Here is a 24171-nt window from a genome sequence, read left to right on the forward strand (position 1 = left end):
TGCCATTTTCTTGTCTCCCATTCATTCTACCACCAAAAATTATCGCAACATACTATGCGTAAATAGTCGATATTACTCGATGTAATTTAAATCCACATTTATCAACCACAAGAATAAATTTAATCAAATGTTTGTTTGAAAAAAGTTATCTACGAAAAATATGGTGTGAAGATCTAGAGATCCTCACACCATACTATTATGCGCTCTAAAGCTTAGAAGGGTCGTCGCACTTGTCCCCTTAGCCCACTTTAAGCAGCTCTTCTTCTATTCCAGAAGAATAATCCTCCGCCAGCTAGAACTAATACTAGTCCAATCAATAAAACATTAACTGTATTTGTTGCTGTGTTTGGAAGTTTATTGTCTTTTCCTGGCTTGTCCACTGGTTTGTTACCTGGTTTCTCTCCTGGCTTACTACCTGGTTTGTCACCCGGTTTATTCCCTGGGTTCTCTCCTGGTTTATTGCCTGGGTTTTCACCTGGTTCACCTGGCTCTTCTGGTTCTCCTGGTTCTCCTGGCTCTTCACCTGGATCTAAACTTACATCTACAAATCTACCTTCAATTTCAGTTGGAATTCCGTCACTTCCAACACTCACTAAATGGTCGCGGAAGTTTTCCCAATCGGATAGACCTAGATCTGTTACACGGCCTTCTGCATAAGCATTTGCAAAGACATCATAGCTGTCTCCACCTTTTGCTGTGAATGCGTTTGTGGCAACAGTGTAAGTTTCATCCTCTTCCACTTCCACTAAATGACCGTATTCATCCAGATAATTAATAGATACCACACGTTCGCCTGCAGGTTTAGTAGAATCAAATTCTACTACTCCACCGGATATGTGTAAGAATCCGCCATTCTCACCTGGGTATTGGCTGAAACTTCTTTCGAATGCTGCTTTTAGCTCGGCACCAGTCAGATCCATCGTTGCCAGCGTATTTCCAAATGGAAGTACTTTGATAACTTCCCCAACGGTAATTGGGCCTTGATTGATCGCTGCACGGATTCCTCCGCCGTTTTGCAATGCCATGATGACATTTTTGCCAGTGAAATCTTTCGCTTTTGCAAGCATTCCGTCGGTAATCAAGTTACCTAGGATTGTTTCGTTTTTACGTACACTTGGCTTTGTATTGTCGCCGTCTGTACGTGGATTTTCTAATTCAATTGGAGTTGATACGCCGATTTCTGTATTAGAAACTTCATCCACATGTGCTTTAAATGGAGCAAGTACTTCTACTGCTTCTGGGTCGGCTTCTTTGTCGCTGACTTTAATTAAGCGTCCGTCATTTGCAATAACTACACCATTTTCATCAAATCTTACGTCCAGCAAGCCTAGACTGTTATTGGAGTGTCCAGTTTGTACGATGACTGTTGGTGTTTCATCTTCGGCTACCACTTCCGGTTCCGATAATGCTGTATGACTATGTCCGCCTACAATGATGTCAATGCCCTCTACTTCTTCTGCAAGAACCAAATCATTATCAACTGCTGCATTGTCGTCATATCCGATATGAGTTAATGCAATAATCTTGTTAACGCCTTGTTCTTCTAGAGATGCAACTGCCTTTTCAGCTTCTTCTAAATAATTTTCAAAAGTGATGGAACCTGGGCTTGAGATATCGGCTGTTTCTTCTGTTGTTAAACCGAAGATACCGATTTTCTCGCCGTTCACTTCTTTGATAATACCATTATAGATTTCACCATTTTCATAAGCTTCTTCAATGGAGTCATTAAACAATCCATCGAATTTCTCATCTTCTGAAAAATCAACGTTTGCACTTACGAATGGGAAGTTTGCTCCCTTAACAAAGTTAACTAGTGCTTGATGGCCTTCTGCGGAAGCACCTAAGTCAAATTCATGGTTACCAAATGTCACAGCGTCAATGCCCATTAAGTTCATTAAGGCAAGTTCCGCTTCACCTTGGAATTCATTGAAATATAGGGTACCTGTGAATGCATCTCCTGCATCAAGAAGAAGTGCATCAGGGTTTTCCGCTCTAATTTCTTTTACAGCTGTTACGGTTTTCGGCATGTTTTCCAAAGCGGAGTGAATATCATTTGTATGCATAACCGTTAAATCAAATTTACCTTCTAAATCCGTGATTCTTCCTTCTGTTTCCGTTGGAATTCCTTCACTGCCGACAGTCTTCAAGTGATCGCGGAAGTTTTCCCAATCAGATAAGCCTAGATCTGTCACACGACCTCCTTCATAAGCTTTTTCAAAAACGGTATAGCCGTCTCCGCCTTTTGCTGTGAATGCATTGGTTGCAATCGTGTACGTTTCACTATCTTTGACTCTTACATAGTTGCCATCTTCATTTAAAAACTTGATGGATTTTACGCGTTCACCTGCCGATTTTGTAGAATCAAACTCTATTTTTCCACCTGCTACATGTAAGAAACCGCCATTTTCCCCTGGATATTGACCTAAGCTGATTTCAAACGCTTCTTTAAGCTCTTTGCCAGTTAACTCCATCGTTGCCAGTGTATTCGCAAATGGAAGAACGGTCATAATTTCGCCTACAGTGATTTCCCCTGCGTTAATAGCCGCACGGATTCCACCACCATTTTGCAATGCCATAATAATATTCTTGCCAGTGAATTCTTTCGCTTTTGCAAGCATTCCATCCGTAATCAAATTACCAAGGATTGTTTCGTTTCTACGTACACTTGGCTTTGTATTGTCGCCACCTGTACGTGGGTTTTCTAAAGTGTTGGGTGTAGATACGCCAATTTCTGTTTGCGCTACTTCATCCACACGCTTTTTAAATGGAGCAAGCACTTCTGCTGCTTCTTTATCTTCTTCAATTTTATTCGTTATTGCTTTGATGTAACCATCATATGTGGTAATTACACCATTTTTATCAAAATTAACATTCAACACACCAAGGTTGTTGTTTGCATTACCTGTTTGAACGATTAAGGTTGGTGTTCCTTCACTATCTATCACTTTAGGTTTTTCCAATTTAGTATGACTATGTCCACCGACGATTACGTCAATGCCTTCTACTTGTTCAGCAAGAACCAGGTCATTGTCGACTGCTGCATTGTCGTCATATCCGATGTGAGTCAATGCGACAATACGGTTTACACCCTGAGATTCTAAATATTCTACAGCTTTTTCAGCTTCTTCTAGATAGTTCTGGAATTCAATAGATCCCGGACTGGAGATATCAGCTGTTTCTTCTGTCGTTAAACCGAAGATACCAACTTTAACACCGTTTACTTCTTTAATGATTCCATCGTAAATTTTGCCATTTTCATAGGCAGCTTCAATGGAGTCAGTGTGTAACCCATCAAACTTTGCATCTTTTGAAAAATCAACGTTTGCAGTTACTAACGGGAAGTTTGCTCCCTTAACAAAGTCAATCAATGCTTGATGGCCTTCTGGTGAAGAGCCTAGGTCAAATTCATGGTTCCCTAAAGTCATCACGTCAAAGTCCATCAAATTCATCATGGCTAAGTCCGCTTTCCCTTGGAATTCATTGAAATACAATGTTCCAGTAAACGCATCACCTGCATGAAGAAGCAATGCATCCGGATTGACAGCTCTAAGTTCTTTTAGTGCCGTAATAGTTCTTGGCATTAAATCTAATGCAGAATGCGTGTCATTTGTATGGAAAAGTGTTAGGTCTGGTCCAGCTGGTTTATTTAAATCAAGTTGAACCAGCATAGGATCATGGTCAGATGCCTGTTCTGTGAAATTCGCATTGATATGAATCATATCCACTGTAGTATTCGGTACTAGATTATTAGAAACCAAGATATGGTCTAACACTTGGTTGTTTCCTTGGTAGAAGTAAGAGAAACGATCTTCGGCAGGAACTAAATCTACCATATTTGTTAGTACTCCGCCTTTAAGTGTGTCAAGTGCCGGTGTGAATTCAAAATCATTCATATCTCCAGCAACGACTACATTTAATGCAGGATTTTTCTCAAGTCCAGCATCAACGAAACTGTTAATTTCTTGTGCTAATAGAAGTCGCTCTGCTTCTGAACCCAATTTAGGAGGTTGATTTGCACCCCATAGAGATTGGTCTCCACCTTTAGAATTCAAGTGAGTACCGATGACTACGACGCGTTCACCTTGGAATTCGAATTCTGCAGCAACCGGTTTACGTGTGTCAGTGAAAGCATCAGGATTGATTACACCTGGGTTAAGTGTTAAATTACCTTCCTCTGACCAAGAGTTCGCTTGAGTTGCTGTACCTTCCGCAGCATCCACTAACTCAACGCGCTCAGGGTTGTACAGGTATCCTACACGGATATTTGCACCTGGCGCACCACCGTTTGTATTATTTTCAGGTGCAACATCTGTCCATGCATACGTTGGACCATCAGCAGCTTTGATGGCATCAATCAAACGCTCATAGCTTTCAGATGCATCTGCATTACCAGAATCCGTCTGTCCATCGTTATCCTGGACTTCTACTAGCGTAATAATGTCAGGAGATTTCATATTTTTTACAAATGAGTTTGCAATTCTTGCTGCTTTCTCATCTGATGTTTTTTCTGTGTTGTTTGAGAAGTTTTCAATATTGTAGTTTGCTACAGTCAATTTGTCGTCTGAAGGTTCAATATGTGTCACTTCTGGTTTAATAGTTGATGGAATTACGTCAGGTAATGTGCTCGTGTCTGTTACTAATTGGTAGCCTGCGCTAGAGTATGAAAGGACACCAATTACATCTCCATCAAATTGATCGCCTGACTTAAAGTTAATGTTTTTGCCAACGTTATCAAGCATGATTTTTTCTGGATTATAGTCGTCTACTGCGATATTTAATCCGCCCATTACATTCAGTTCATTATTTGTCGTGCTTTCCACAATGATTGGAACATCGTTGTTATAGGGCGGTCCGACTACAATGGCATCAGGGAAGGATAAACGCATATATTCAACAGATTCCCAGAAATCAATGCCATCTTCTTCAGGATCAAAAGATTCTAATCCGTCGTTATCAATGATTTTGTTCGGAGGGAAAATATCTTCTCCCACAACTAGTGGTGCAGGAAGGGCTCCTGTACCTATTGAGTTAACTGCAGTTCCAGTAATTTGAGTTCTAGGAAGTTTAGAGCCACCATCAAACTCTATAACTGTTCCATCAACTGTAACAGTTTGTCCTACAGAAACACCGTGGTTTTTTAGATATACTTCAATAGCTTGAGAAGTTGCGTTGTCATCATCTGCATTTTCCTCATCTTGTATTACAAAGCTATTGTCATCAAAAACATGTGTAACAACACCAGGAATATCTGTCACAGAAGAACCTACATAATCAGAGTAATGTCCTTTTCCTTGAATGTCATGAATAAAGATGCCTTCTGTATCAAGAATTGTGTAGGTGAAGCTGTATACTTCACTTTCCTCACCTTCAAGTACTGTGATAGCTTTAATTGTCGTTTTACCAGTTTCTAAAGCAATTGGTTCTGTGTATTTCGTACTAGCTGAAGTTGGCGCAGAACCATCAGTCGTGAAGTAGATTTCAGCACCTTCTGAACCAGTTTTCAGTTCAATTTTCGTGTCTGCTGCTACTACACCTTCTGCTTGAGTTGCATATACAGCTGGTTTGTTCACTAAATCATAGCTTTCTAGACCCGTAGTTTTTAAGTGATAGATATCATCAACAATGGATCCAATTCCAGTTATATGAACTTTATCGCCTTCTTTGTAGTGCTTAATTAGTTCATCATAATTGGAGCCTGTGCGATTATCGTGAATAACTGTAACTTTTTCTCCAGTTTCAAACACCGCTTGGAACGTAGCTGTTCCGAATTTATCTTTTGTCATGTCCGTGATTGTTACGTTCTCAAGCTTTAAAATTTCACCTTGTGTGCTCTCCCCTACTGCTTTTACAATTTGTGCTGCAGGAAGGTCGTTTCCAGTCGAGATGATTTCTAGACTTGTAGGATTTTCAACTTGTAATTGTTTTTTATATGTTGCAAGTTGGCCAGTAATTTTTATTTTATCACCAGGTTTCACACTATCCTGGTTTCCATATACAAACAGACCCGCAGTTTCATCTTGCAGGAAGAAAGATCCGCCGCCCCAAAGAGCACTATTTGTTGTCACAAAAGCTTCAATAGTTACAGTTTCACCTACACCCAATTCGCGAGCTTTAGCAATAGTAACTGTTGGAACAACTGGTTCTGGATTAGCAGGGTCAGTAGGTTCTTCCGCTCCAAAAGTGTGTTTTCCTAAGTCAGTGAATACATCATTGCCGAGGTTATTCCACTCTGTTTCCTCATTAAATGCATCGTCAATAACAGCGTCCCCTGTTGTAACAGTGCTTTTTCTAACAAGAGTCCTATCGTTCAAAACTTCTGAATCTGAGCCAACTAGCCCAATAGAATCTATTACTTGTCCATTCTTTTTTAGGACAATTTGATCGTTTCCAGTAAAATTAATGACTTGATTGTTCGTAGTATCAGAGACTAATTTTATTGCATCACTTGCATTAGAGTTGGAAATTACATATGTATCACCAGTTACAAGCTTCCCCTCTAATGTTAAGGTTCCTGTAATTGTAGTATTACCATTACTATAGAGTTCCATTGAGTAGTTACTCAAGTCGACCTCGTTACCTGTTCCATTAAAAAGCTCAATAGCTTTGTTATTACTCGATCCTTCAATATATTCCGAAATAATGAGATCTGTCGCAACAACAGGATCCGCATGCACTCTAGTATTAGCCACTGGTGCAAATAAACTTGTAATTAAGAACACCAATGTGACAATACTAATACTTCTTTTGTGTTGTCTTTTCATTTTCTTCCTCCCATTTTATGAAAAATAAAAACCCGTTTGTTGAATCTTGTTGTAGTTGTGTTTCTTTCGTAGTTTTAAGGGAATTTGTTTTATTGACAAGTCATACCTTTAAGACTTATTACCCATTTTCTACGCATACAACAACAAACTCTTCCCAGTCAATATCATATAGTTTACTTATGAATCTAGTATTAATTTAATGTAAAATATAGTCGAAGTACCACAAAAAAAGATAATATTCAAAAAATATCAACTAGACTATAACTATATGAAAGGAATTGGTCAGAGTCCTTTTCGACGTTTTCTAACTAATTTAAACAAAAACCCCCTTTATCATTATAGATTGGGGATAATTATCTGTAAATACAAAATCTTCTTGATATCGCTTCCTTTTCTTTCCTGAAGGGGTTTAGGCTTGGCTGAGGGGACAGGTACGGTGACATATTTTCACCAAAGAAGTTCAAGGTTTGTCTCCTCTCGATATTTTTTGACAAAAACCATATATGCTATATTTCGACTTATTAAAGGATATACCTTCGTAGATTGAGGAAACGAGAGGTTTGGCCTATAAGGGAATAAAAATAAGAGACGATGTTTAGTTCGTCTCTCTAACAAAGGGACTAGGTTGTCCCTAGACCTATTTCCCTTGTTTGGTGTAGTGTCTAGAATTCTTTCTATACTTCCCACTAACTATCTCAAAATACCCAAATCGGCGCCTACAAAGATTCCCCTTACCATGACGACAACGATTTCTGTATCAACTATTTGGTTTAAAACATTGATTACTTTGCTTTTCAAGTTTCCTCAGCAGACTTTCATTGAAAATCAAAGACTTTAAAAATCTTCTTCCCACGCTTCTTTAGCGTCCAATAACCTTTGTGATAAGAAATGGTAGAAATTCTCGGATGTGTAGTAGTCATCAAGACCTCCTACTCTATTCCATGCCATAATTGGACATTTACTCCTAGTTCGTGTTGTACGAAATTGATTTGCGCTCTATCTACTCCGTCTGTGAAATCGTCTATTTCCTTGTATGGTTAGTTCATTGCTATTCATTAGATACCTCTTTTCACCTACTTATCTTTAAAGTACTGCTGGTTCTATGTTCTTCACCCTAAAGAATTTACCTGTTCCCATCTATTCTGCTTTTCTACTGGACTAATTTTGGAGATATCTTCGTAACTGTATTTTATGTTCATTTTCCTTTGTGATTTAAAGTGTATGTTAAGTAGGTTCACTCTTCTTGTACTTGGCTTTTAAACTCTTGTTGCAGTTTAAAGAAAGTATCGTACAATTCATCTTCTAGCGTGTCGTACTCTTCATCATCCATTGAGAATAAATCAGGGATGCCTAGACTGTAGATATACTTATAACTATTGGGTGAATTATAGTAAAAAAAGCACTTTTTATAACCTTCTCTAATTTCAGCATATAATAAGATTTTTTCCCACTCTTCAGGGATCATATCATTCACAATGTTTGCTATACTCTGGTACAAATGTTCCATGAATTCAGAAATCTTACCTCCCTTCTTCTACATACTCTTTAACCAATGCTTGATTTAAGAAGCCTCGTTTTTATTTAAATCTCCTTTCAACTACAGTTGGGTTTTAGACATTGCCCACAAGCTGAAAAGTTATTTTACTTTTTTACTAAATAGTTTTATTGCAATTGTCTAAGTAAAAGGCTTTTGGAATCAATTTAGACACACCTTGGTTACCATCTTTTAGCTGAAGTAGAGCTCCAACAATTTCCTCTTGTACATTACTATAAATAATTGCATACAAATTGCTCCCTTGACACATTTCCTTTAAAGCTACCTTTTGCCAATATATATCTTCATATTCTTAATAAAGTTCTAGTTCCATAACACCACTAACTGTCCAGCAAAAATAAAAGGAGCAAGGTTCGTTCTCCTGCTCCTCATCCCTAAGATCTAAATAATACACCCTTAATTTTTAGCCTCAGAAATATTTTTTGTAATTCTAGGGTAGTCATCATCTGATACGGGATCAGTTGCAAAACAAGCTAGTAAAAGTACAATAACTAATAGTTTTTTCATTTTCATATTCCATTCTCCTTCATTAAAATTATTGCATCAAGCTAGTATCTTTGGATAATTCTATTATCTTTATTAGATATTTACTCGAAGCTTTATATTTTTTCTTAGCATATAAATACATAGCTAATAGTTCTGTATATCTTATTACATATTCTTTTCTTCCTGTATTTTGAAAGAATACAATCCCAACATCTGTTACATATTCTTCGAAACTAGAAGCCTCAGTAATAAGTTGAATATATATAGTGAAATGAATTTCATACTCTCTATTTTGAAATAGAAGTGCTTTTTGCAATCCCTTATCTGCCCACTCTTTTGCCAACACGTAGTCATTAAGATGGTAATATTCCATAACAAGAGAATGGTAAGAATTCAAGGATTTCTCACCGTACTCTTCCTTTTTTTTCAATGAACGCAAATAAAAATTAATTGCTTTTTCCGGTTTTCCTAAGTCAGAATTCACATTCCCTAAATTTTGAAGTGCCATTGCTTCAAGATATGGATTTTTATTTATCTTGCATATAGAAAAAACGGAGTTATAGCATTCCTCTGCTTGAGAGAATTCCTTCAACTTTCTATAATTTATGCCAAGTATTATATGACACTCAGCAGACCTTTCAATATCATAAATTGATTGGTAAATTTGTAGGGCGTTTTCTGCATAAGATATTGATTTATAAATTCTCATTTTTTTACTATTCAATATAGACAACTGGTAATACAAATCCGCCTTATCTTTAATGCTGATTTTAACTGTTTCTAAATAAACCTTGCTTTCTGCTTTTTCCAAAAAAGCAATAGAAACTAAATAATTTTGATCATGGTAGTGATACAATGCTAAGGATCTATACAGAATATATTCTGACTTAGGTGGCAACTTGATTGAAAGGGAATTTAGTTCCTTAACAATACTTTTACTTTCAGCCATTTTATCCATATGCATATAGTATCTAAGGGAAATTATCAAAAAATGAATAATGTTATTGGGGTGTTGAATTTTCTTCTCATTGTCTATTTCATTAAGAAAGGAATGATAAACTTCACTCAGTTTAGAAAAATCGCCTGAAATGACACATTCATAAACATTGTATAGTTGATCTTGATAAAAAGTGTTATCGAACTTTTGTAATGAATCTCTTGTGATATTTAGTCTTTCTAATAATAAGTCCACTACCATTTCATCTGGGGAAATCTTGTTGTTTTCTATTTTTGAGAGATAGGAAATCGATACTATTCCACTAGAGAGTTGTTCTTGGGATAACCCTTGTTCTTTTCGGTAATGACGGATTAATTCACCTATATGCATACAGAACACCTTTACATATTTTTCAATAATTATACCACTTTTTTACTAATGTAAGGTGAAATTTGTATAAATATAATGTTTCATGTAATTAAGAAATGGAACTTAGTGAATTTTGGGAAAGGTTTACGACTCTATCAGCTTCTTTTATTATGTTCTGGTCATGAGTAACAATGATAATGGTGATATAGCTGCTAATTCTTTTCAATGTATCCATTACTTCATTTATTTTATTGAAATCCAGATTTGAAAATGATTCATCTAATATTAATATTTCTGGTTTACTAACTATTCCTGTAGCAATAGATATAAGTTGCCTCTCACCACCAGAGAAATCATTCAAATCTTTATTTTTTTCCAAACTTGAAATTAGCATTATTCCTTCATTATCAATTTTCCGTAAAATAGTTTCATCCATATTCCTATAAGACCCGCGTTTTCTAGCATGCTGCAATTGAGTTGAGATCGTATTACCTAAAAACTGTGGAGTCTGAAAAGAAATATATATATTTCGCCGTATTTTTTCCGGATTCACGTCATAGATATCTGTTCCATCAATAAAAATTTTATTTTTTGGTATTTCATGGAGTTTTATAAGGGAATTTACTAGGGATGTTTTTCCTATTCCGTTTTTACCTATTAGTACATTCAAATCTCCTCTTAGAAAAGAGAGATCGACTACGCTAAAAGAAGGGTTTTGATATTGCTTAATATACACTTCGCCGTTATTAAAGTTTAATTCTTCTCTGTCACCAAATTCCTTTTCAATGCTCCAAAAATTCATTACTCTATTTACAGCTAATAAACTAGTATTGAGTTGGATGTACAATCTCAACACGGTATCAATTGGAGAAAAGAACTTTGTAATGTACATACAGATTGCTACATATGATCCTATCGAAATGGTATTAGTAATTACACTATAGCCGCCGTATATTAATACAAACATTAATGTAAGAGATTGAATAAGTGACGTACTACCTAAGAAACTACTATATAATAGTCCACTTTTGTTTTGGGCATTAAAAGTCTTTTTTATATTTCTCAAATATGAATCATGGTGGACACTATCTTTATTGGCCAACTTAAACATTTCGTAATTACGATTAATATTTTGAATGATTGTTGAACATTCATCTCTCGCATATAAAATTTGTTCATTTGCGTTTACTATTTTGTTATTGAAAACCCAATAATTAATAAAATATAGGGGGATAAATAAACATAATAGCATCGATAAAGGAGCGTGCAACTGATAGATAACACCAAAAATAATAAAAAATGAAGTGACCTGCATAACTAAAGGAACAATTGAGGAAAAAAGGATAGACTGGCACATTGGTATATCTTGAGTAATTAATTGAGTCATTTCTCCACTATTATTCGAGCTTTTCACCTTTTGTATTTTTAATTTGTTAAGTAAGCTTATTGCTTCTTTTCTTAATTGAAAATTACTATTGAATACTATTTTTCCCTCTACAAGGTACGAAGAAAAAACGCAGAGAGTATAAGTGATATAAAACAATAAAACGTATAGACTGTATTCCAAAATAGAATCCATATCATTCTGCGGAAGTATTTTATCAATGAAATACATTATTATTAATGGAGTAAGAATGCCAGCAATGGTATTACAAATGGTTAAAAAAACGGAAAAAATAATTTTTCCTAATTGCTTTTTATATAGTGAAGTTAAAAAGTTTAGTTGTTTTTTCCTTTGTTCACCAATCATTAGTCTCTACCTCTTCATCGCTTAATTTCAAGATAATCAATCAAGTAATTTCTCAATAATGCATAGTAGATACTATCGTCATTGTCTAGGATTCGCGCTGTGAACACGACAATCAAATCTTCTTCTGGTACAATAAATATGCCTTGCCCCAAACCGCCAGATGCAAAGAAATATTCTTTTCCTCTCCCATATTTGCCTATCCACCATTGGTATCCATATCCATCTGTTTGTATATAACTTCCATCAGAATAAATTTTTGTACTTTCCTCCACCCAGCCTTCTGGCAATAATCTCTCTTCTTTCCAAACACCATCGTGTAGCATAAGGTAGCCTATTTTAGCCAAATCATTGGGACGAATATACAGGCCTCTTCCTCCTTTATAGTGCTCCCCTTGCTTTTCCCACTCATATTTATCTATTTTTAATGGGCTAAATAGATTTTCCTCTGCAAAGTCAAGTAGGTTTTGACCAGTGGCTCGTTCTACTATAATGGCTAATATATTTGATGTTCCAGAATTGTATGTGAATATAGTGTCAGGCTCTTGCACGAAAGGTTTAGTGAGAACATAATTAATCATATCGCTTTGCCCTTTAAAAGCAGTTTCAGAATCTTTGTTCCACTCAATACCAGATCTCATCGTCAATAAATCTTTTACTGTTAGAGTTTTAAGGATTTCGTAATTTTCCATTTCCTTGATCTCCGGAATGAAATCTTCAATAGGCTGTTCTGCACCTTCCATATGCCCGTTATGTATAGCCATTCCGATAAGGATAGAAACAACACTTTTGGTGACAGAATTGACGGAATAAGTTGTGTCATTGGTATTTAATCCATGCCCGTAATCTACTACGACCTTCCCTTCTTTTATGACAAGCATGGTGTGGATTTCGGGCCGTTTTTCAAGTGCTTGATACAGACCATTTTTCTTATCAGAAGAGAATACTATTTCTTCCTCAGTTGCAACTTCCCAGGTTTCTTCGGGGTAAGAAATTTGGGAGGTGCTGGTTGCTTTCTTCTCTATAGAGTAATAGCTTACCATTACCACTAGACCAATCAACAGGATGAATCCAAGTGTTCTTTTCATCATTAATCTCCTAACTATTTTCAGTTCTATCAACCTATCTTTATACTAACATTTAATTACAATTTTGTATTAATATTCTTTCTGTGCTTCGCTATGTGGAAACCAGAGGACAGTCTCCTTTTTCCCTTCCCTCGCCATGTTATCATTAATACCAAAGGGGTGGTTATATTGGAAAATAACGAAATAAAAGTAAGTGGCTTAATAAGTGAAGAAGCTATGAAGGAATATATGGTGTTTCATTCGAACAAAACAAGAATATGGTATGTGATTTTATCCGTTATACTCTATTCTAGCTTGATACCTATAGCAATCCCTGATGTATCCATCATTTTCATGGTAGTTGCCAGTTTGTTTATGGGCACCATTGTTTGGTTTATGGTACCGAAGATGTATTCAAGGAAAGGGATTAAAGAATATAGAAGTGATCAGTTGATGCAGCAAGAGGTTTTCTACACAATCAATGCAGAGGGAATTTATCAAAAAGTGAGAAGGTCAGAAATGCTGACAAGATGGGAAGACATTCGCTCCATTCATGAAACCAAAAACCTGTTTTTATTTTACGCGTCTAAAAACAAAGCAATTGTCATACCGCAAAAATTCCTTTTGAAAAGTGAGATGCAACGTTTGCGTCAGCTTATCAAGGAAAATGGGAATTCTAAGGGTGCTACCTATGAATACACGGAGCCGGTTGTGAGAAAACAATCAGAGCACCCCGATGGTGTAAGCTTTACCATCTTTATTAGTGAAAAGATGTATATTGCCCATATTCATTTCCTCGCAAGAAAATCGAAGGTGTTGTTTCCGATGTGGGTTGGTATGCTTTATATTCTTTTAGCACTGCTCTTGTTCAAGGAAATAACCATTCTCATCGCAGCATTTGCAGTAGTTATCAGCATAGCCACCAGATTTTTGTTATCAACCGTTATTAATTGGAAGGCTGCATCAGAATACAGAAGTGACCGACGCATGCATAATGACATTCATTTAGAGGTAAGCCCAGCTGGAATTATCCAAACCCTATCAAACTCGCAGGCTGACTTTACGTGGGATAACATTTTATCTATCCACGAAACGAAGACGGCATTCCTCTTTTTCTTTTCAAAAAACAGAGCAATCATCCTGCCGCAAACATACCTCAACCACGAAGAAAAAGAAAAGTTAAAAAACATCATCAACGAACATGCAAGATCGAAAAAAGTTGTGTATATGGATAAAGCGAGCTGAAAAAGAAAAGCATCTGTTGGGAAAACAGGTGCTTTTTTGGATGGACGTAGGTTGAACTGGATAAAAGGAATGTCTCAGCTCCTATTCTCATAGGCTTAGAGTAAAAGAAGGGAGCTGGTCTCAATGCTTGAGTGGAGTGCTGTTATTGCAGCTGTCACGTTTATCATTCTCGTCATCTATTTGATTATGACATTAAGAAAAGTAATGACCACACTTGCTGAAACGGAACAAACGCTGTCTGACGCACGGACAGCGGTGAACGGAATAACAGAGGAGGCAAAGGATTTAATTCAGAAAGCCAACCAAATTTCTGATGATGTAAAAGGAAAAATGAAAGCTGTAGATCCTTTAATTGAGTCCGCTCATGATGTAGGAGATATGATACACAATGTTAGTTCAAATTAAGTTGAAGTAATAGGACAAACAGGTCCGTCGCATGGGATGCAACGGACCTGTTTAAAATTTGACGTGTTTTTTTGACTATTTGCTCTAGTTTTTTGACTAACTCATCTTTTCTCGGCTCGCTTTGAGAGATGGCCAATTCCCACTCTCCTCATGTGTTCAGAGGGACGGTCCTTTGCTTCCTTACTTTACGATATGATATTTTATCGAAAGGATTTGACTCGTGAGGTATTCACTTCCAGGTGTTAAAAAAATTATTCTACCTTGTGCAGTATTTCGCGAGTTCTACTGAAAAAAGATAGAAAAGAAGCAGAGGTCCGTCCCCCCGCTTCTCCCATTAGCTACCTCTTTTCATTTACTCGTACTTTAATGCTGAGACAAAGTCAAAGTTTCCTGCAGATGTAATATTATTTTTGTACTCAAAATTGTAAATTAGAATAACTGCATTATATGTTTTCTTGATATTACAGATTTCCTGTATTTTTGGTAAGATAATTTCTTCATAGGAACATCCATTTAACAAAAAATTGATTTCATTACTACTTTTGTTATAAACTGCTTTTTCTATAGTATCCTCATCCGTTTCATCTATATCAATTTTAAAGTCTTTAAAGAATTGGGAAGGGATTGATTCTCCGTCGTCATCATATCCTAAATCGACATACTCTCCTATTGAATTACCACTAAAATTTCCAAACCAAATAGATACCCATCCTTTTTTCTCCATTAAATGATCCTCCTAATTTAACCTTAGTCCTGATGGTAAAGATGAAATGCCACCCTCGAGTCTATAGTTGGCCCAATTATTAAGTCTTCTTATAAATGTATTATAGTCTATAGAAGTATCTACTATCGCTAGCAATTCATTATGTGCTCAAGTTGAACCTAATCCTCCATGTACACCATCTGGATTAAAAAATTTTACATCTGATATAACAGTTCTTAATTCTTTGATCTCTTCTGCACTAATATTCCAATACTTAAATTGTATTCAGAGGGACGGTCCTTTGCTTCCTTACTTTACGATATTTATCAAAAGGATTTGACTCGAGAGGTATTCATTTCGGGTTGTTAGAAAAATATTTAGTTGTTTCTACCTTGTTCAGTATTTCGTGAGTTCTAGGGATAAAAGATAGAAAAGAAGCAGAGGTCCGTCCCCCTGCTTCTTCTCAAACCTTTAATAATCTACCAATTATCTATCGCCTCTTGAAAGCTGTCTTCTAAGTATTCATCAAAGGAACTATACCTTACAACTTCTTTCTTGCTAAATTCATCCCACCTGATTATGTTATTTTGTTCCGTATCTAGACAATATATAAATTCTTCTACATTCTGAATAACTACATAATGATGGGGTAAATCTAATTCCCTATACTTTTTAGTAACTTCCTCAACTGAACAACAGCTTTCATTTTCTATTCCAAGTACATTAACTCAACCGTTGCTTAAAGGTGCGAGAATGAGAGGAGGAAGCAGAGGTGCGTCCCCGTGCTTCCCTAGGTTGTTTTGAATGTTCGATTAATAGTGTAAAGGCATTACAACAAAAACAAATTTTTAATAATGAAAGGCGCTGCGAAGAAGTCACTATGGGAACCCCTACAGAAGTTGATGGTATTTTATTCAGATCAAAATCAGAAAGTAACCTTTATAAGCAATTACAAGCATTTGATAGTAACATATTATCTGAAATGTTATTTACAAAAGTAAAAGTCCGTGAAAGGGAAGAATACTATAATCCAGACTTTTATTTACCATTATTTAATTTATTTTTAGAATATCGAGGATACAATGCAATAACACCTGAACAGAAGTACCATTGAAGTAAGACATATGCACTTGCTAGGAAAATAAAAAATGGGTTAAAAAACCATTTGATATGGAATTCTATAAATTATAGGAATTTCTGTAAGTTATTAGTCATAGCACCAAGAGAAATTCTGTTTTATGAGAAAGGAAACGAGCAAAAATTCAAGTATAAAAAATGCTTACATTGCGGCCAAAATTCTGTCCAATTAAGTATTTTCTCTAATAAATGTTTTTTATGTGGAATGTGAAAATTAAGGGGCGAAGGTAATAACCTTTAGCCTGGGTGATCCCTTATTGTTTACTGAGGCAATTCACCTCTGTTTTCAGTCATTTTCCCGGCTAACGTATCGGTAACATAATATCGCTGGTACACAAAAGTATCCGCAGTATATCTGATTAGTAATCAGATGAAGCGGGAGACGGTCCTTTGCTTCCTTACTTTGAGGTATAAAGATAGAAAAGAAGCAGAGGTCCGTCCCCATGCTTCTTTGAAGGAAGATTTACTCGCCCAGATATGGTACTTAGCATTGATTATGAAGGCTATAATAAATGGTTTTTAGAATTTAGGCCTAGTATTCCCGGACGTCTTTATTCATCTTTCTCAAATATTATTCACCTGTATGGTCGAATATCAATAAATGAGATACTCGATTCAGATAAATTTACAATCGTTGTTAACGATGAAAAAGATTTCGATATGATAAAGAGAAGGCCGCCTGTATCCCTTCGAGCCAATTTATATGTAATGCTTATTGATCTTGAGTGGGGCAAAATTGTAAAAGAAGAGATTTTATGTAGATATAGGAAGGATTAAATTATGAGGATTATGCCAATTAAACAGCATGGTCCTTTTTTGAGATGGAGTAACTGTGACAATTAAGCCCGCCAAATCAACTCTGGCCAAGTAAGTAAAATTAACTCTCAAAATACTCCTTTATTCTTTATCTGATCTCCAAAGTATCACGGGACTTGGGGATATAGTTACATTTAGCTGTCCTCCCTAGATAAGGATTTGTCTTTTTTCAGTGCAAAGGGTTAACTAACAATTCACCTAATAATATCCAATGAACTAACGCTATAATTTTTTCATAATTCATTAAATCTTTGTATATAATGTTACAAAAATATATTATACAGGTGGTGGCATAATGGATTTTGAACTTTTATTGGATAGATTACTAGGTGAACGAGAAGTTATTCACGAAGTTGAATGTTCAGTCTGTGGAGATTATGAAATTTATTATAGAGATCCAATTACAAAAGAGAATATCGGTCGAGCATGTGAGTTTTGTATATATGTGCAGAGATTCAACTAGCAAGACCTAAATTTACAATATATTAATGGATTCATTAAGATGATAAAATAACCACCCTTAAGGGCAATGGGTGGTTCAATTTTGATTCTACTCCTACTTCAGTTAATAAACATTTAAATACCTATTGAAGACCTTTAACTCGTTTTGCAGGAACTCCAGAATATAAACTGTTTGATTCACAATCTTTTGTTACTACCGAACCCGCAGCAATAATACAACCATCACCAATTGTTACTCCTGGCAATATAGTCACTCTTGCTCCAACCCAACAACCATTACCTATTTTAATTGGTTTCCCATATGGTTTCCCTGCTCTTCTTTCACAAGTTCCAAACTCATGAGTGGATGTGCAAAATAAAACCTCCATTGCAATATTACAATTCTCCCCTATTTCAATATAGGCACTATTTTAAAATAGCATTTACCATTAATTGTGGTCCCCTTCCCAATCTTTATGTTATTTCCTCCAAAATAACACCCCGGTCTTATTATTTTCGTCATAGTATTGACTCCCATGAGATTATAAATTAACTTTGTGATTTCCATTGGGATTATATAAGATGAAGCTACTGTATTTAAGAAAACATCTCTATAATATTGAACCATTCGGTCTATTGTTTTATTTATCACCTATCTAACCCTGCCTTCTTTTCAACAAAAACATTATAGTTTATTATGGTTAATAAAGCCCAAATCCAAGGGTTCCAATATTGAGATATTACAAATAAATGTGTAATCATAACAATAAAAGAAAAAAGGTATACTAATTTAATATTTCCCCTTAGTTTGAAAATAGAAATAAATGTAATAAAAAAGATGAGGATAAAAAGAAGAAATCCTATAAATCCTACCTCAGCTAACACTTCCATATAAACACTGGTACTACCCGTACCATTCAGAATTGCTGTAATACCTGGACCGCTTCCTAAAATTGGCTTTTCCATAATTAATTCCCAAGCAAACGACCATCTATCTAACCTTGAGTCGACGGATCCAGAATTACTAAGTGTAATTTTATTTAGAATTCCTTCTAAGTAGTTAAAACCACGATTGAAGAATATAAAATAAAAACTCATTAATATTGATAGAATTGTAATACTATATATAAGTACGTACTCTTTCCTTGTAAAACCTATCTTTATTTTTTTATATCCGAAGTAAAGTAGGACAATAATTAATGCTACTATCATTTCGAAAAATCCAATTGCACTAAATGTTGTTAATAAAGCAAAAAGAATAATAATAAGAGATAATAGCAACTTCTTTTTATTAGGATAAAAATATTTATAATTATATACAACAAACGGCAAAAACATAAGTAGATACATTGCCATAGGTCCTGATTCTTCTGCTGTACCTCTTGCCCGATAAAGGTATTTACCCCCAAAGTTATAAATTGCAGTATATTCTTGTACTAATGGTCTATAAATAAAACGATCAAAGTCAATATATAGGAAATTTTTAGATATAAACTCCACAATAGTAAAAACAGAAACAAAAATTACACCTAGCGATATATATTTAAATATTTTCTTTATTGGAGGTTTATAGAATTTTAATGATGTTTCAACTATAAAGTAGTACATAAAAAATATAGCAAAATATGACAACGCATGAGTAAATCCTTTGATTTGAAATCCAATAGAATAAATTTGTAGCAAAAAGCTTAGTAATAGGACTATAAAGAATCCATACCAGCCCAGCAATAAATTTGGTTTTATCAATTTAATTTGGTTATTTTTTAAAGTCATTATTGTTAAATTAACTAATAACAATGATGAAATCAGCATGGGTATAGGTACCCATTCATCAATGCTAAAAGCACTAATAAAACCTAAAAGAATAAAATATAAGTAAATCATTCTAGTCCACCATTCCAAATTAAATTAAATAGCCTATTTTTCATCAGAGTACTTAATAATAACCCTAGCAAAAAAAATTCTCTTAATCTTGTTCTCATAAGATTCTGTGGTTGAGTAAAGTAGAATTACCTTGTACTGTTAATTAATAAATCAATACTATCTTTTCCTATTCACCAGCAGGTATAGCCATTAATTCCTTCTTTTCTTCTCTATTAATTATATTTACTAAATAATCTATGAACTCTTCTCGAAGATCCTCTCTTTGAAGTGCAAACTCTACCGTTGCTTGCAGGAAACCTTGTTTATCACCTACGTCATATCTTCTTCCTTCAAATATATATGAATACATTGCTTCTTTCTGGGCTAGTACCTTCAAAGCGTCAGTAAGTTGAATTTCTCCACCTTTTCCCGGCTCAGTTTGTTCTAATATTTCAAGAATAGCCGGAGTGATTACATACCTACCTAGAATTGTTATATTAGAGGGAGCTTCTTCAACCAATGGCTTTTCTACCAATCCATTAACTTTATATAATCTTTCTTCAATTTGCTTTTCCTCAACTACCCCATATTTATTCACACTCTCACGAGGTATTTCTTGAACACCTAAAATAGTAGTCTTATATTGCTCATACATTTCCATCAGTTGTAGAAGGCAAGGCTTATCATTTTCAACAATATCATCACCTAACATTACCGCAAATGGCTCATTCCCTATAAAACTTTTAGCACAATAAATAGCGTGTCCCAACCCTTTAGGTTCTTTCTGACGTATAAAGTGAATATTCACCAAATCAGATATTCTCCTAACTTCCTCTAATAAATCATATTTTCCTTTTACCTCTAATTCAAATTCTAATTCTACTGATTTATCAAAATGATCTTCAATACTTTTTTTATTTCTTCCTGTAATAATAAGGATTTCTTCAATCCCAGATTTGACTGCCTCTTCAATAATGTATTGAAGTGTAGGCTTGTCTACAATAGGTAACATTTCCTTAGGTTGTGCTTTAGTTACTGGCAGAAATCTAGTTCCAAGTCCCGCCGCTGGTATAATCGCTTTGCGCAATTGCACCACTAACACTCCTTTGATTATTTTTCAGGATATCCTGTCGGATTATTGACATGCCACTTCCATGCATCAGTAATAATTTTCTCTAAAGAGCCAAACTTCGGGATCCAACCTAAAACATCTTTAGCTTTATCTGATGAAGCTATTAATATAGCTGGATCACCAACTCTTCTTTCTTTTACTTCCGCAGGTATTGAATGTTTTGTAACCTGCCTTGCAACATCAATCACTTCTTTAACTGAATAACCATTTCCATTTCCAAGATTAAAAATATCACTAGATTGATTTTCCCTTAAATATTGCAAAGACAAATGATGAGCTGACGCAAGATCCATTACATGTATATAATCCCTAATACAAGTCCCATCTAATGTAGGGTAGTCATCACCGAAGATGAAAACCTTATCCCTCTTTCCTAGTGGTACTTGTAATATTAATGGAATAAGATGCGTCTCAGGATTATGATCTTCTCCAACCATACCAGTTTCATCTGCTCCTGCAGCATTAAAGTATCTAAGAGAAACATATCTAATACCATACCCTCTCTCAAACCATTTCATCATTTTTTCCATGGCAAGTTTTGTTTCTCCATAAGTATTAGTAGGATTAGTTTCATCATCTTCTAGTATTGGAATATTCGTAGGTTCGCCATAAGTAGCTGCAGTAGAGGAGAATACAATTTTATTTACATTGTTATTCTTCATTACATTTAGAAGGCACATCATCCCATAAACATTATTATGGTAATATTCATAAGGGTTTTGCATACTCTCTCCTACTAAAGAATTGGCTGCAAAGTGAATAACAGCCTCAATATCATGAGTCTTAAATACCTTATCTAAAGCTTTCATATCTCTAAGGTCAATTTGATAGAAGTATTCTACATCAACAGAATCTTTATGACCACTTTGCAAGTTATCAACAACAACTACATCTTCACTTTGTTCTATAAAAAATTTAACTGTATGAGATCCAATGTATCCCGCACCACCAGTTATCAAAATTGACATTACTCCTTGCACCACCTAATAAAAAATAACAAAAAAACTACCGATTTCTATATTTATAATAATCTACATACCAATCGGCGAACTTCTGTAATCCATCTTCAATTGAAGTCTCCGGCTTAAACCCAATTGCTTTCTGTAATCGCTCAGTTAAAGCATAAGTAGCTGGTACATCACCTGGCTTAATTGGTTCAAAGATCTTTTCAAATTGTACTTCTTTTCCTAGAGATTTGGCTAAAGCCTTTTCTAACGTTTCAATAAATATCATCAACTTCTCTGGGCTATTGTTTCCAATATTATAGACTTTATGTTGTACGTCACTTCCAGGTGGATTATTTAATAACCTTTCAATCCCCTCAACGATGTCATCTATATAAGTAAAATCACGGTAAAGGTCATTTTCAAAATCCCCATTATTAAATATCTTAATTGGTTCTTCTGCAAAATATTTATTTGCAAATCCAAAATAAGCCATATCTGGTCGGCCCATTGGGCCGTATACAGTAAAGAATCGAAGTCCTGTAGCTGGAATCTTATAAAGATGACTATACGTATGTGCCATCAATTCATTTGATTTCTTAGTAGAAGCATATAGTGATACTGGATTGTCTACAAAGTCCGTTTCTTCAAATGGGACTTTTTTATTTGCTCCGTAAACTGAACTAGATGATGCATAAACAAGATGATCGACTGGATTGTGTCTACAAGCTTCAAGAATGTTGTAAAAGCCTATTATATTACTTTGGATATACACATCGGGATTTTCTATAGAATAGCGTACACCAGCTTGAGCAGCTAGATTTACAACAATATCAGGCTTGTACTCTTCAAAGATATTCATGACCATTTCTTTGTTAGAGATATCACCTTTAATAAAGGTAAACCTCTCATATGGCTCCAGCAAATTCAATCTAGCATATTTAAGATTTACATCATAGTAATCATTGATATTATCAACACCAATTACTTTACAGCCCTGTTCTAATAATTTTCTAGACAGATAATAACCAATAAATCCTGCTGCTCCGGTAACTAGGTATGTTTTACTTGCATTATGAGGTTTGTGATTCAAGGTTTATCGACTCCTTCGACCCTTCTCTACTTGTTGATCTTCTACCGATTGAGTGGTACTCCACTCCTGCTTTTTCCATATCTTCTACCTTGTACATGTTTCTTCCATCATATACCAAGGGGGTTCTCATCAACTTTTTATACTTTTTAGGTGCTACCACTTTCACTTCTCCCCATTCAGTAAAGATGAAGCAGACATTTGCATCTTCTAAAGCATGTTCGATATTCGAAACATATGTGATGCTTCCTTTGGCATTCTTCCCTTCCGTATAAAGCTTAGCAAAATTTCCAGCTCCGACAGGGTCGTACGCATAGATATCTGCACCTTGTTCCAATAATAATGGCACATTTTCAAGAGATGCCGCTTCTCTTAAATCATCTGTTCCAGGTTTGAAGGTTAACCCTAGTACAGCCACTTTAAGGCCATTAAAAGTAATTAGCCTTTTACTAGCTTTCTTATATAGAATAGTTTTCTGATCTTTGTTTACATCAATAGCGGCTTTAACTGTTTTAAGCTCGTATCCATTCTGTTTTGCAATATACTCCAAAGCCTTTGTATCCTTCGGAAAACATGAACCCCCAAAACCTATTCCAGCGTTTAAAAATTTACTTCCAATTCGTTCATCAAAGCTCATCCCTTTTGCAACGTCCTGAATATCTGCACCCACTAATTCACAAAGGTTAGCAATATCATTCATATAGGAAATTTTTAGAGCAAGGAAGTCATTCGATGCATACTTGATCATTTCAGCCGATCTTCTATTCACTGAAACAATTGGTAATTGAAATGGCCTATAAATTTTCATAAGTAAATCTTCAGCCCATTTACTTTCAGTTCCAATAATTATTCTTTCCGCATTTAATGTGTCATGGACTGCAGATCCTTGCGCCAAGAATTCAGGATTAGATGCCACTTCTACCTTTACATCATTAACTAAAAAGTCTTGTATAAACTGTTCTACTTTATCATTTGTACCAACTGGAACTGTAGATTTTACAACTACAAGACAGTCTTTTTCTACTGATTCGGCAATTTGCCTAGCAACAGTTGCAATATGTGATAAATTTGCAGAACCATCTGGTTGCTCTGGGGTACCCACACCGATAAATATAGCATCTGCATCCTTATATGCTGTTCGATAATCTGTTGTGTAATCAATTCTCCCTGCAGCATAATTCTTCTGCATCAATTCTTCTAAGTGTGTTTCGTAAATTGGTGAAACCCCAGATTTCATTATATTAACTTTTTTTTCATCAATATCAACACATGTTACTTGATGGCATACCTCAGCAAAACAAACTCCTGCTACCAAGCCGACATATCCTGTTCCAGCTACTGCTATTTTATACATAGTTACGCCTGCCTTTTTATTTTAATATTTCTTAATTGAATAATCATCTCACTAGTTACTATAGGAATGTCTCATAAAAAAGTGCTACTATTTAAATCAATAAGCCTTTATTAGAAACA

General features: G+C 35.2%; 16 protein-coding genes and 1 pseudogene. 3 read left to right on the forward strand and 14 right to left on the reverse strand.

The window, feature by feature from the left end:
- Window positions 1-248: 248 nt before the first annotated feature.
- The 6 genes and pseudogenes from AAV98_RS20700 to AAV98_RS05415 form a co-directional block, all read right to left on the reverse strand.
- On the reverse strand, window positions 249-6761 hold the full coding sequence (locus AAV98_RS20700) for a 5'-nucleotidase C-terminal domain-containing protein (protein ID WP_060664545.1): 6513 nt from the start codon (window positions 6759-6761) through the stop codon (window positions 249-251).
- 834 nt (window positions 6762-7595) lie between these two features.
- Window positions 7596-7724, reverse strand: a pseudogene (locus AAV98_RS20875) (SMI1/KNR4 family protein); the annotation flags it as partial.
- Between the two features lie 271 nt (window positions 7725-7995).
- Entirely contained in the window at window positions 7996-8268 is a 273-nt protein-coding gene (locus tag AAV98_RS05400) for an immunity protein YezG family protein (protein ID WP_231687701.1), read from the reverse strand.
- Window positions 8269-8851: 583 nt separating this feature from the next.
- Complete coding sequence (locus AAV98_RS05405) at window positions 8852-10129, reverse strand: helix-turn-helix transcriptional regulator (RefSeq protein ID WP_060664546.1); 1278 nt, start codon at window positions 10127-10129, stop codon at window positions 8852-8854.
- Between the two features lie 88 nt (window positions 10130-10217).
- Window positions 10218-11858 (reverse strand): ABC transporter transmembrane domain-containing protein, encoded by a 1641-nt coding sequence (locus AAV98_RS05410; RefSeq protein ID WP_060664547.1) that lies wholly within the window; start codon window positions 11856-11858, stop codon window positions 10218-10220.
- A gap of 14 nt (window positions 11859-11872) precedes the next feature.
- Complete coding sequence (locus AAV98_RS05415; protein WP_082380782.1) at window positions 11873-12946, reverse strand: serine hydrolase domain-containing protein; 1074 nt, start codon at window positions 12944-12946, stop codon at window positions 11873-11875.
- 165 nt (window positions 12947-13111) lie between these two features.
- Here AAV98_RS05415 and AAV98_RS05420 point away from each other — a divergent pair, with 165 nt between their 5' ends.
- Both AAV98_RS05420 and AAV98_RS05425 read left to right on the forward strand, forming a co-directional pair.
- Window positions 13112-14167, forward strand: a complete 1056-nt coding sequence (locus AAV98_RS05420) for a YcxB family protein (protein WP_060664549.1) — start codon at window positions 13112-13114, stop codon at window positions 14165-14167.
- Between the two features lie 123 nt (window positions 14168-14290).
- Window positions 14291-14572: a DUF948 domain-containing protein gene (locus AAV98_RS05425; RefSeq protein ID WP_060664550.1), complete on the forward strand. Its 282-nt coding sequence runs from the start codon at window positions 14291-14293 to the stop codon at window positions 14570-14572.
- Window positions 14573-14924: 352 nt separating this feature from the next.
- On the opposite strand, the gene AAV98_RS05430 is transcribed toward AAV98_RS05425, so the two are convergent.
- Window positions 14925-15296: an immunity 22 family protein gene (locus AAV98_RS05430; RefSeq protein ID WP_060664551.1), complete on the reverse strand. Its 372-nt coding sequence runs from the start codon at window positions 15294-15296 to the stop codon at window positions 14925-14927.
- Window positions 15297-15754: 458 nt separating this feature from the next.
- Complete coding sequence (locus AAV98_RS19870) at window positions 15755-15988, reverse strand: SMI1/KNR4 family protein (protein ID WP_082380793.1); 234 nt, start codon at window positions 15986-15988, stop codon at window positions 15755-15757.
- 59 nt (window positions 15989-16047) lie between these two features.
- On the opposite strand from AAV98_RS19870, the gene AAV98_RS05435 reads away from it, so the two are divergent.
- Window positions 16048-16389 carry a hypothetical protein gene (locus tag AAV98_RS05435; RefSeq protein WP_060664552.1) on the forward strand — a complete coding sequence of 114 codons (342 nt, stop codon included), beginning with the start codon at window positions 16048-16050 and terminating at the stop codon, window positions 16387-16389.
- A gap of 1423 nt (window positions 16390-17812) precedes the next feature.
- Here AAV98_RS05435 and AAV98_RS05450 read toward each other — a convergent pair.
- The 6 genes from AAV98_RS05450 to AAV98_RS05480 form a co-directional block, all read right to left on the reverse strand.
- Entirely contained in the window at window positions 17813-18058 is a 246-nt protein-coding gene (locus AAV98_RS05450; protein WP_060664555.1) for a DapH/DapD/GlmU-related protein, read from the reverse strand.
- 259 nt (window positions 18059-18317) lie between these two features.
- Window positions 18318-19553: an O-antigen ligase family protein gene (locus AAV98_RS05460; protein ID WP_060664557.1), complete on the reverse strand. Its 1236-nt coding sequence runs from the start codon at window positions 19551-19553 to the stop codon at window positions 18318-18320.
- A 166-nt stretch (window positions 19554-19719) separates the two neighbouring features.
- On the reverse strand, window positions 19720-20625 hold the full coding sequence (gene galU / locus AAV98_RS05465) for a UTP--glucose-1-phosphate uridylyltransferase GalU (protein WP_060664558.1): 906 nt from the start codon (window positions 20623-20625) through the stop codon (window positions 19720-19722).
- 17 nt (window positions 20626-20642) lie between these two features.
- Entirely contained in the window at window positions 20643-21632 is a 990-nt protein-coding gene (galE, locus tag AAV98_RS05470) for a UDP-glucose 4-epimerase GalE (protein WP_060664559.1), read from the reverse strand.
- A gap of 37 nt (window positions 21633-21669) precedes the next feature.
- Window positions 21670-22701, reverse strand: coding sequence for an SDR family NAD(P)-dependent oxidoreductase (locus AAV98_RS05475; RefSeq protein WP_060664560.1), 1032 nt, complete (start codon window positions 22699-22701; stop codon window positions 21670-21672).
- A complete protein-coding gene (locus tag AAV98_RS05480) occupies window positions 22682-24052 on the reverse strand; it encodes a UDP-glucose dehydrogenase family protein (protein WP_060664561.1) in 1371 nt (456 codons plus the stop codon). The genes AAV98_RS05475 and AAV98_RS05480 overlap by 20 nt, the downstream gene beginning before the upstream one ends.
- Window positions 24053-24171: the final 119 nt, after the last annotated feature.

This window comes from Bacillus sp. CHD6a, from assembly GCF_001293645.1.
GTDB lineage: Bacteria > Bacillota > Bacilli > Bacillales > Bacillaceae_I > Sutcliffiella_A.

Excerpts from the sequence above, each read along its gene's own strand:
- AAV98_RS20700 (WP_060664545.1), bottom strand. The coding sequence starts at position 6,761 with ATGAAAAGACAACACAAAAGAAGTATTAGTATTGTCACATTGGTGTTC.
- AAV98_RS05400 (WP_231687701.1), bottom strand. The coding sequence starts at position 8,268 with ATGGAACATTTGTACCAGAGTATAGCAAACATTGTGAATGATATGATC.
- AAV98_RS05405 (WP_060664546.1), bottom strand. The coding sequence starts at position 10,129 with ATGCATATAGGTGAATTAATCCGTCATTACCGAAAAGAACAAGGGTTA.
- AAV98_RS05410 (WP_060664547.1), bottom strand. The coding sequence starts at position 11,858 with ATGATTGGTGAACAAAGGAAAAAACAACTAAACTTTTTAACTTCACTA.
- AAV98_RS05415 (WP_082380782.1), bottom strand. The coding sequence starts at position 12,946 with ATGATGAAAAGAACACTTGGATTCATCCTGTTGATTGGTCTAGTGGTA.
- AAV98_RS05425 (WP_060664550.1), top strand. The coding sequence starts at position 14,291 with ATGCTTGAGTGGAGTGCTGTTATTGCAGCTGTCACGTTTATCATTCTC.
- AAV98_RS05430 (WP_060664551.1), bottom strand. The coding sequence starts at position 15,296 with ATGGAGAAAAAAGGATGGGTATCTATTTGGTTTGGAAATTTTAGTGGT.
- AAV98_RS05450 (WP_060664555.1), bottom strand. The coding sequence starts at position 18,058 with ATGGAGGTTTTATTTTGCACATCCACTCATGAGTTTGGAACTTGTGAA.
- AAV98_RS05460 (WP_060664557.1), bottom strand. The coding sequence starts at position 19,553 with ATGATTTACTTATATTTTATTCTTTTAGGTTTTATTAGTGCTTTTAGC.
- galE (WP_060664559.1), bottom strand. The coding sequence starts at position 21,632 with ATGTCAATTTTGATAACTGGTGGTGCGGGATACATTGGATCTCATACA.
- AAV98_RS05480 (WP_060664561.1), bottom strand. The coding sequence starts at position 24,052 with ATGTATAAAATAGCAGTAGCTGGAACAGGATATGTCGGCTTGGTAGCA.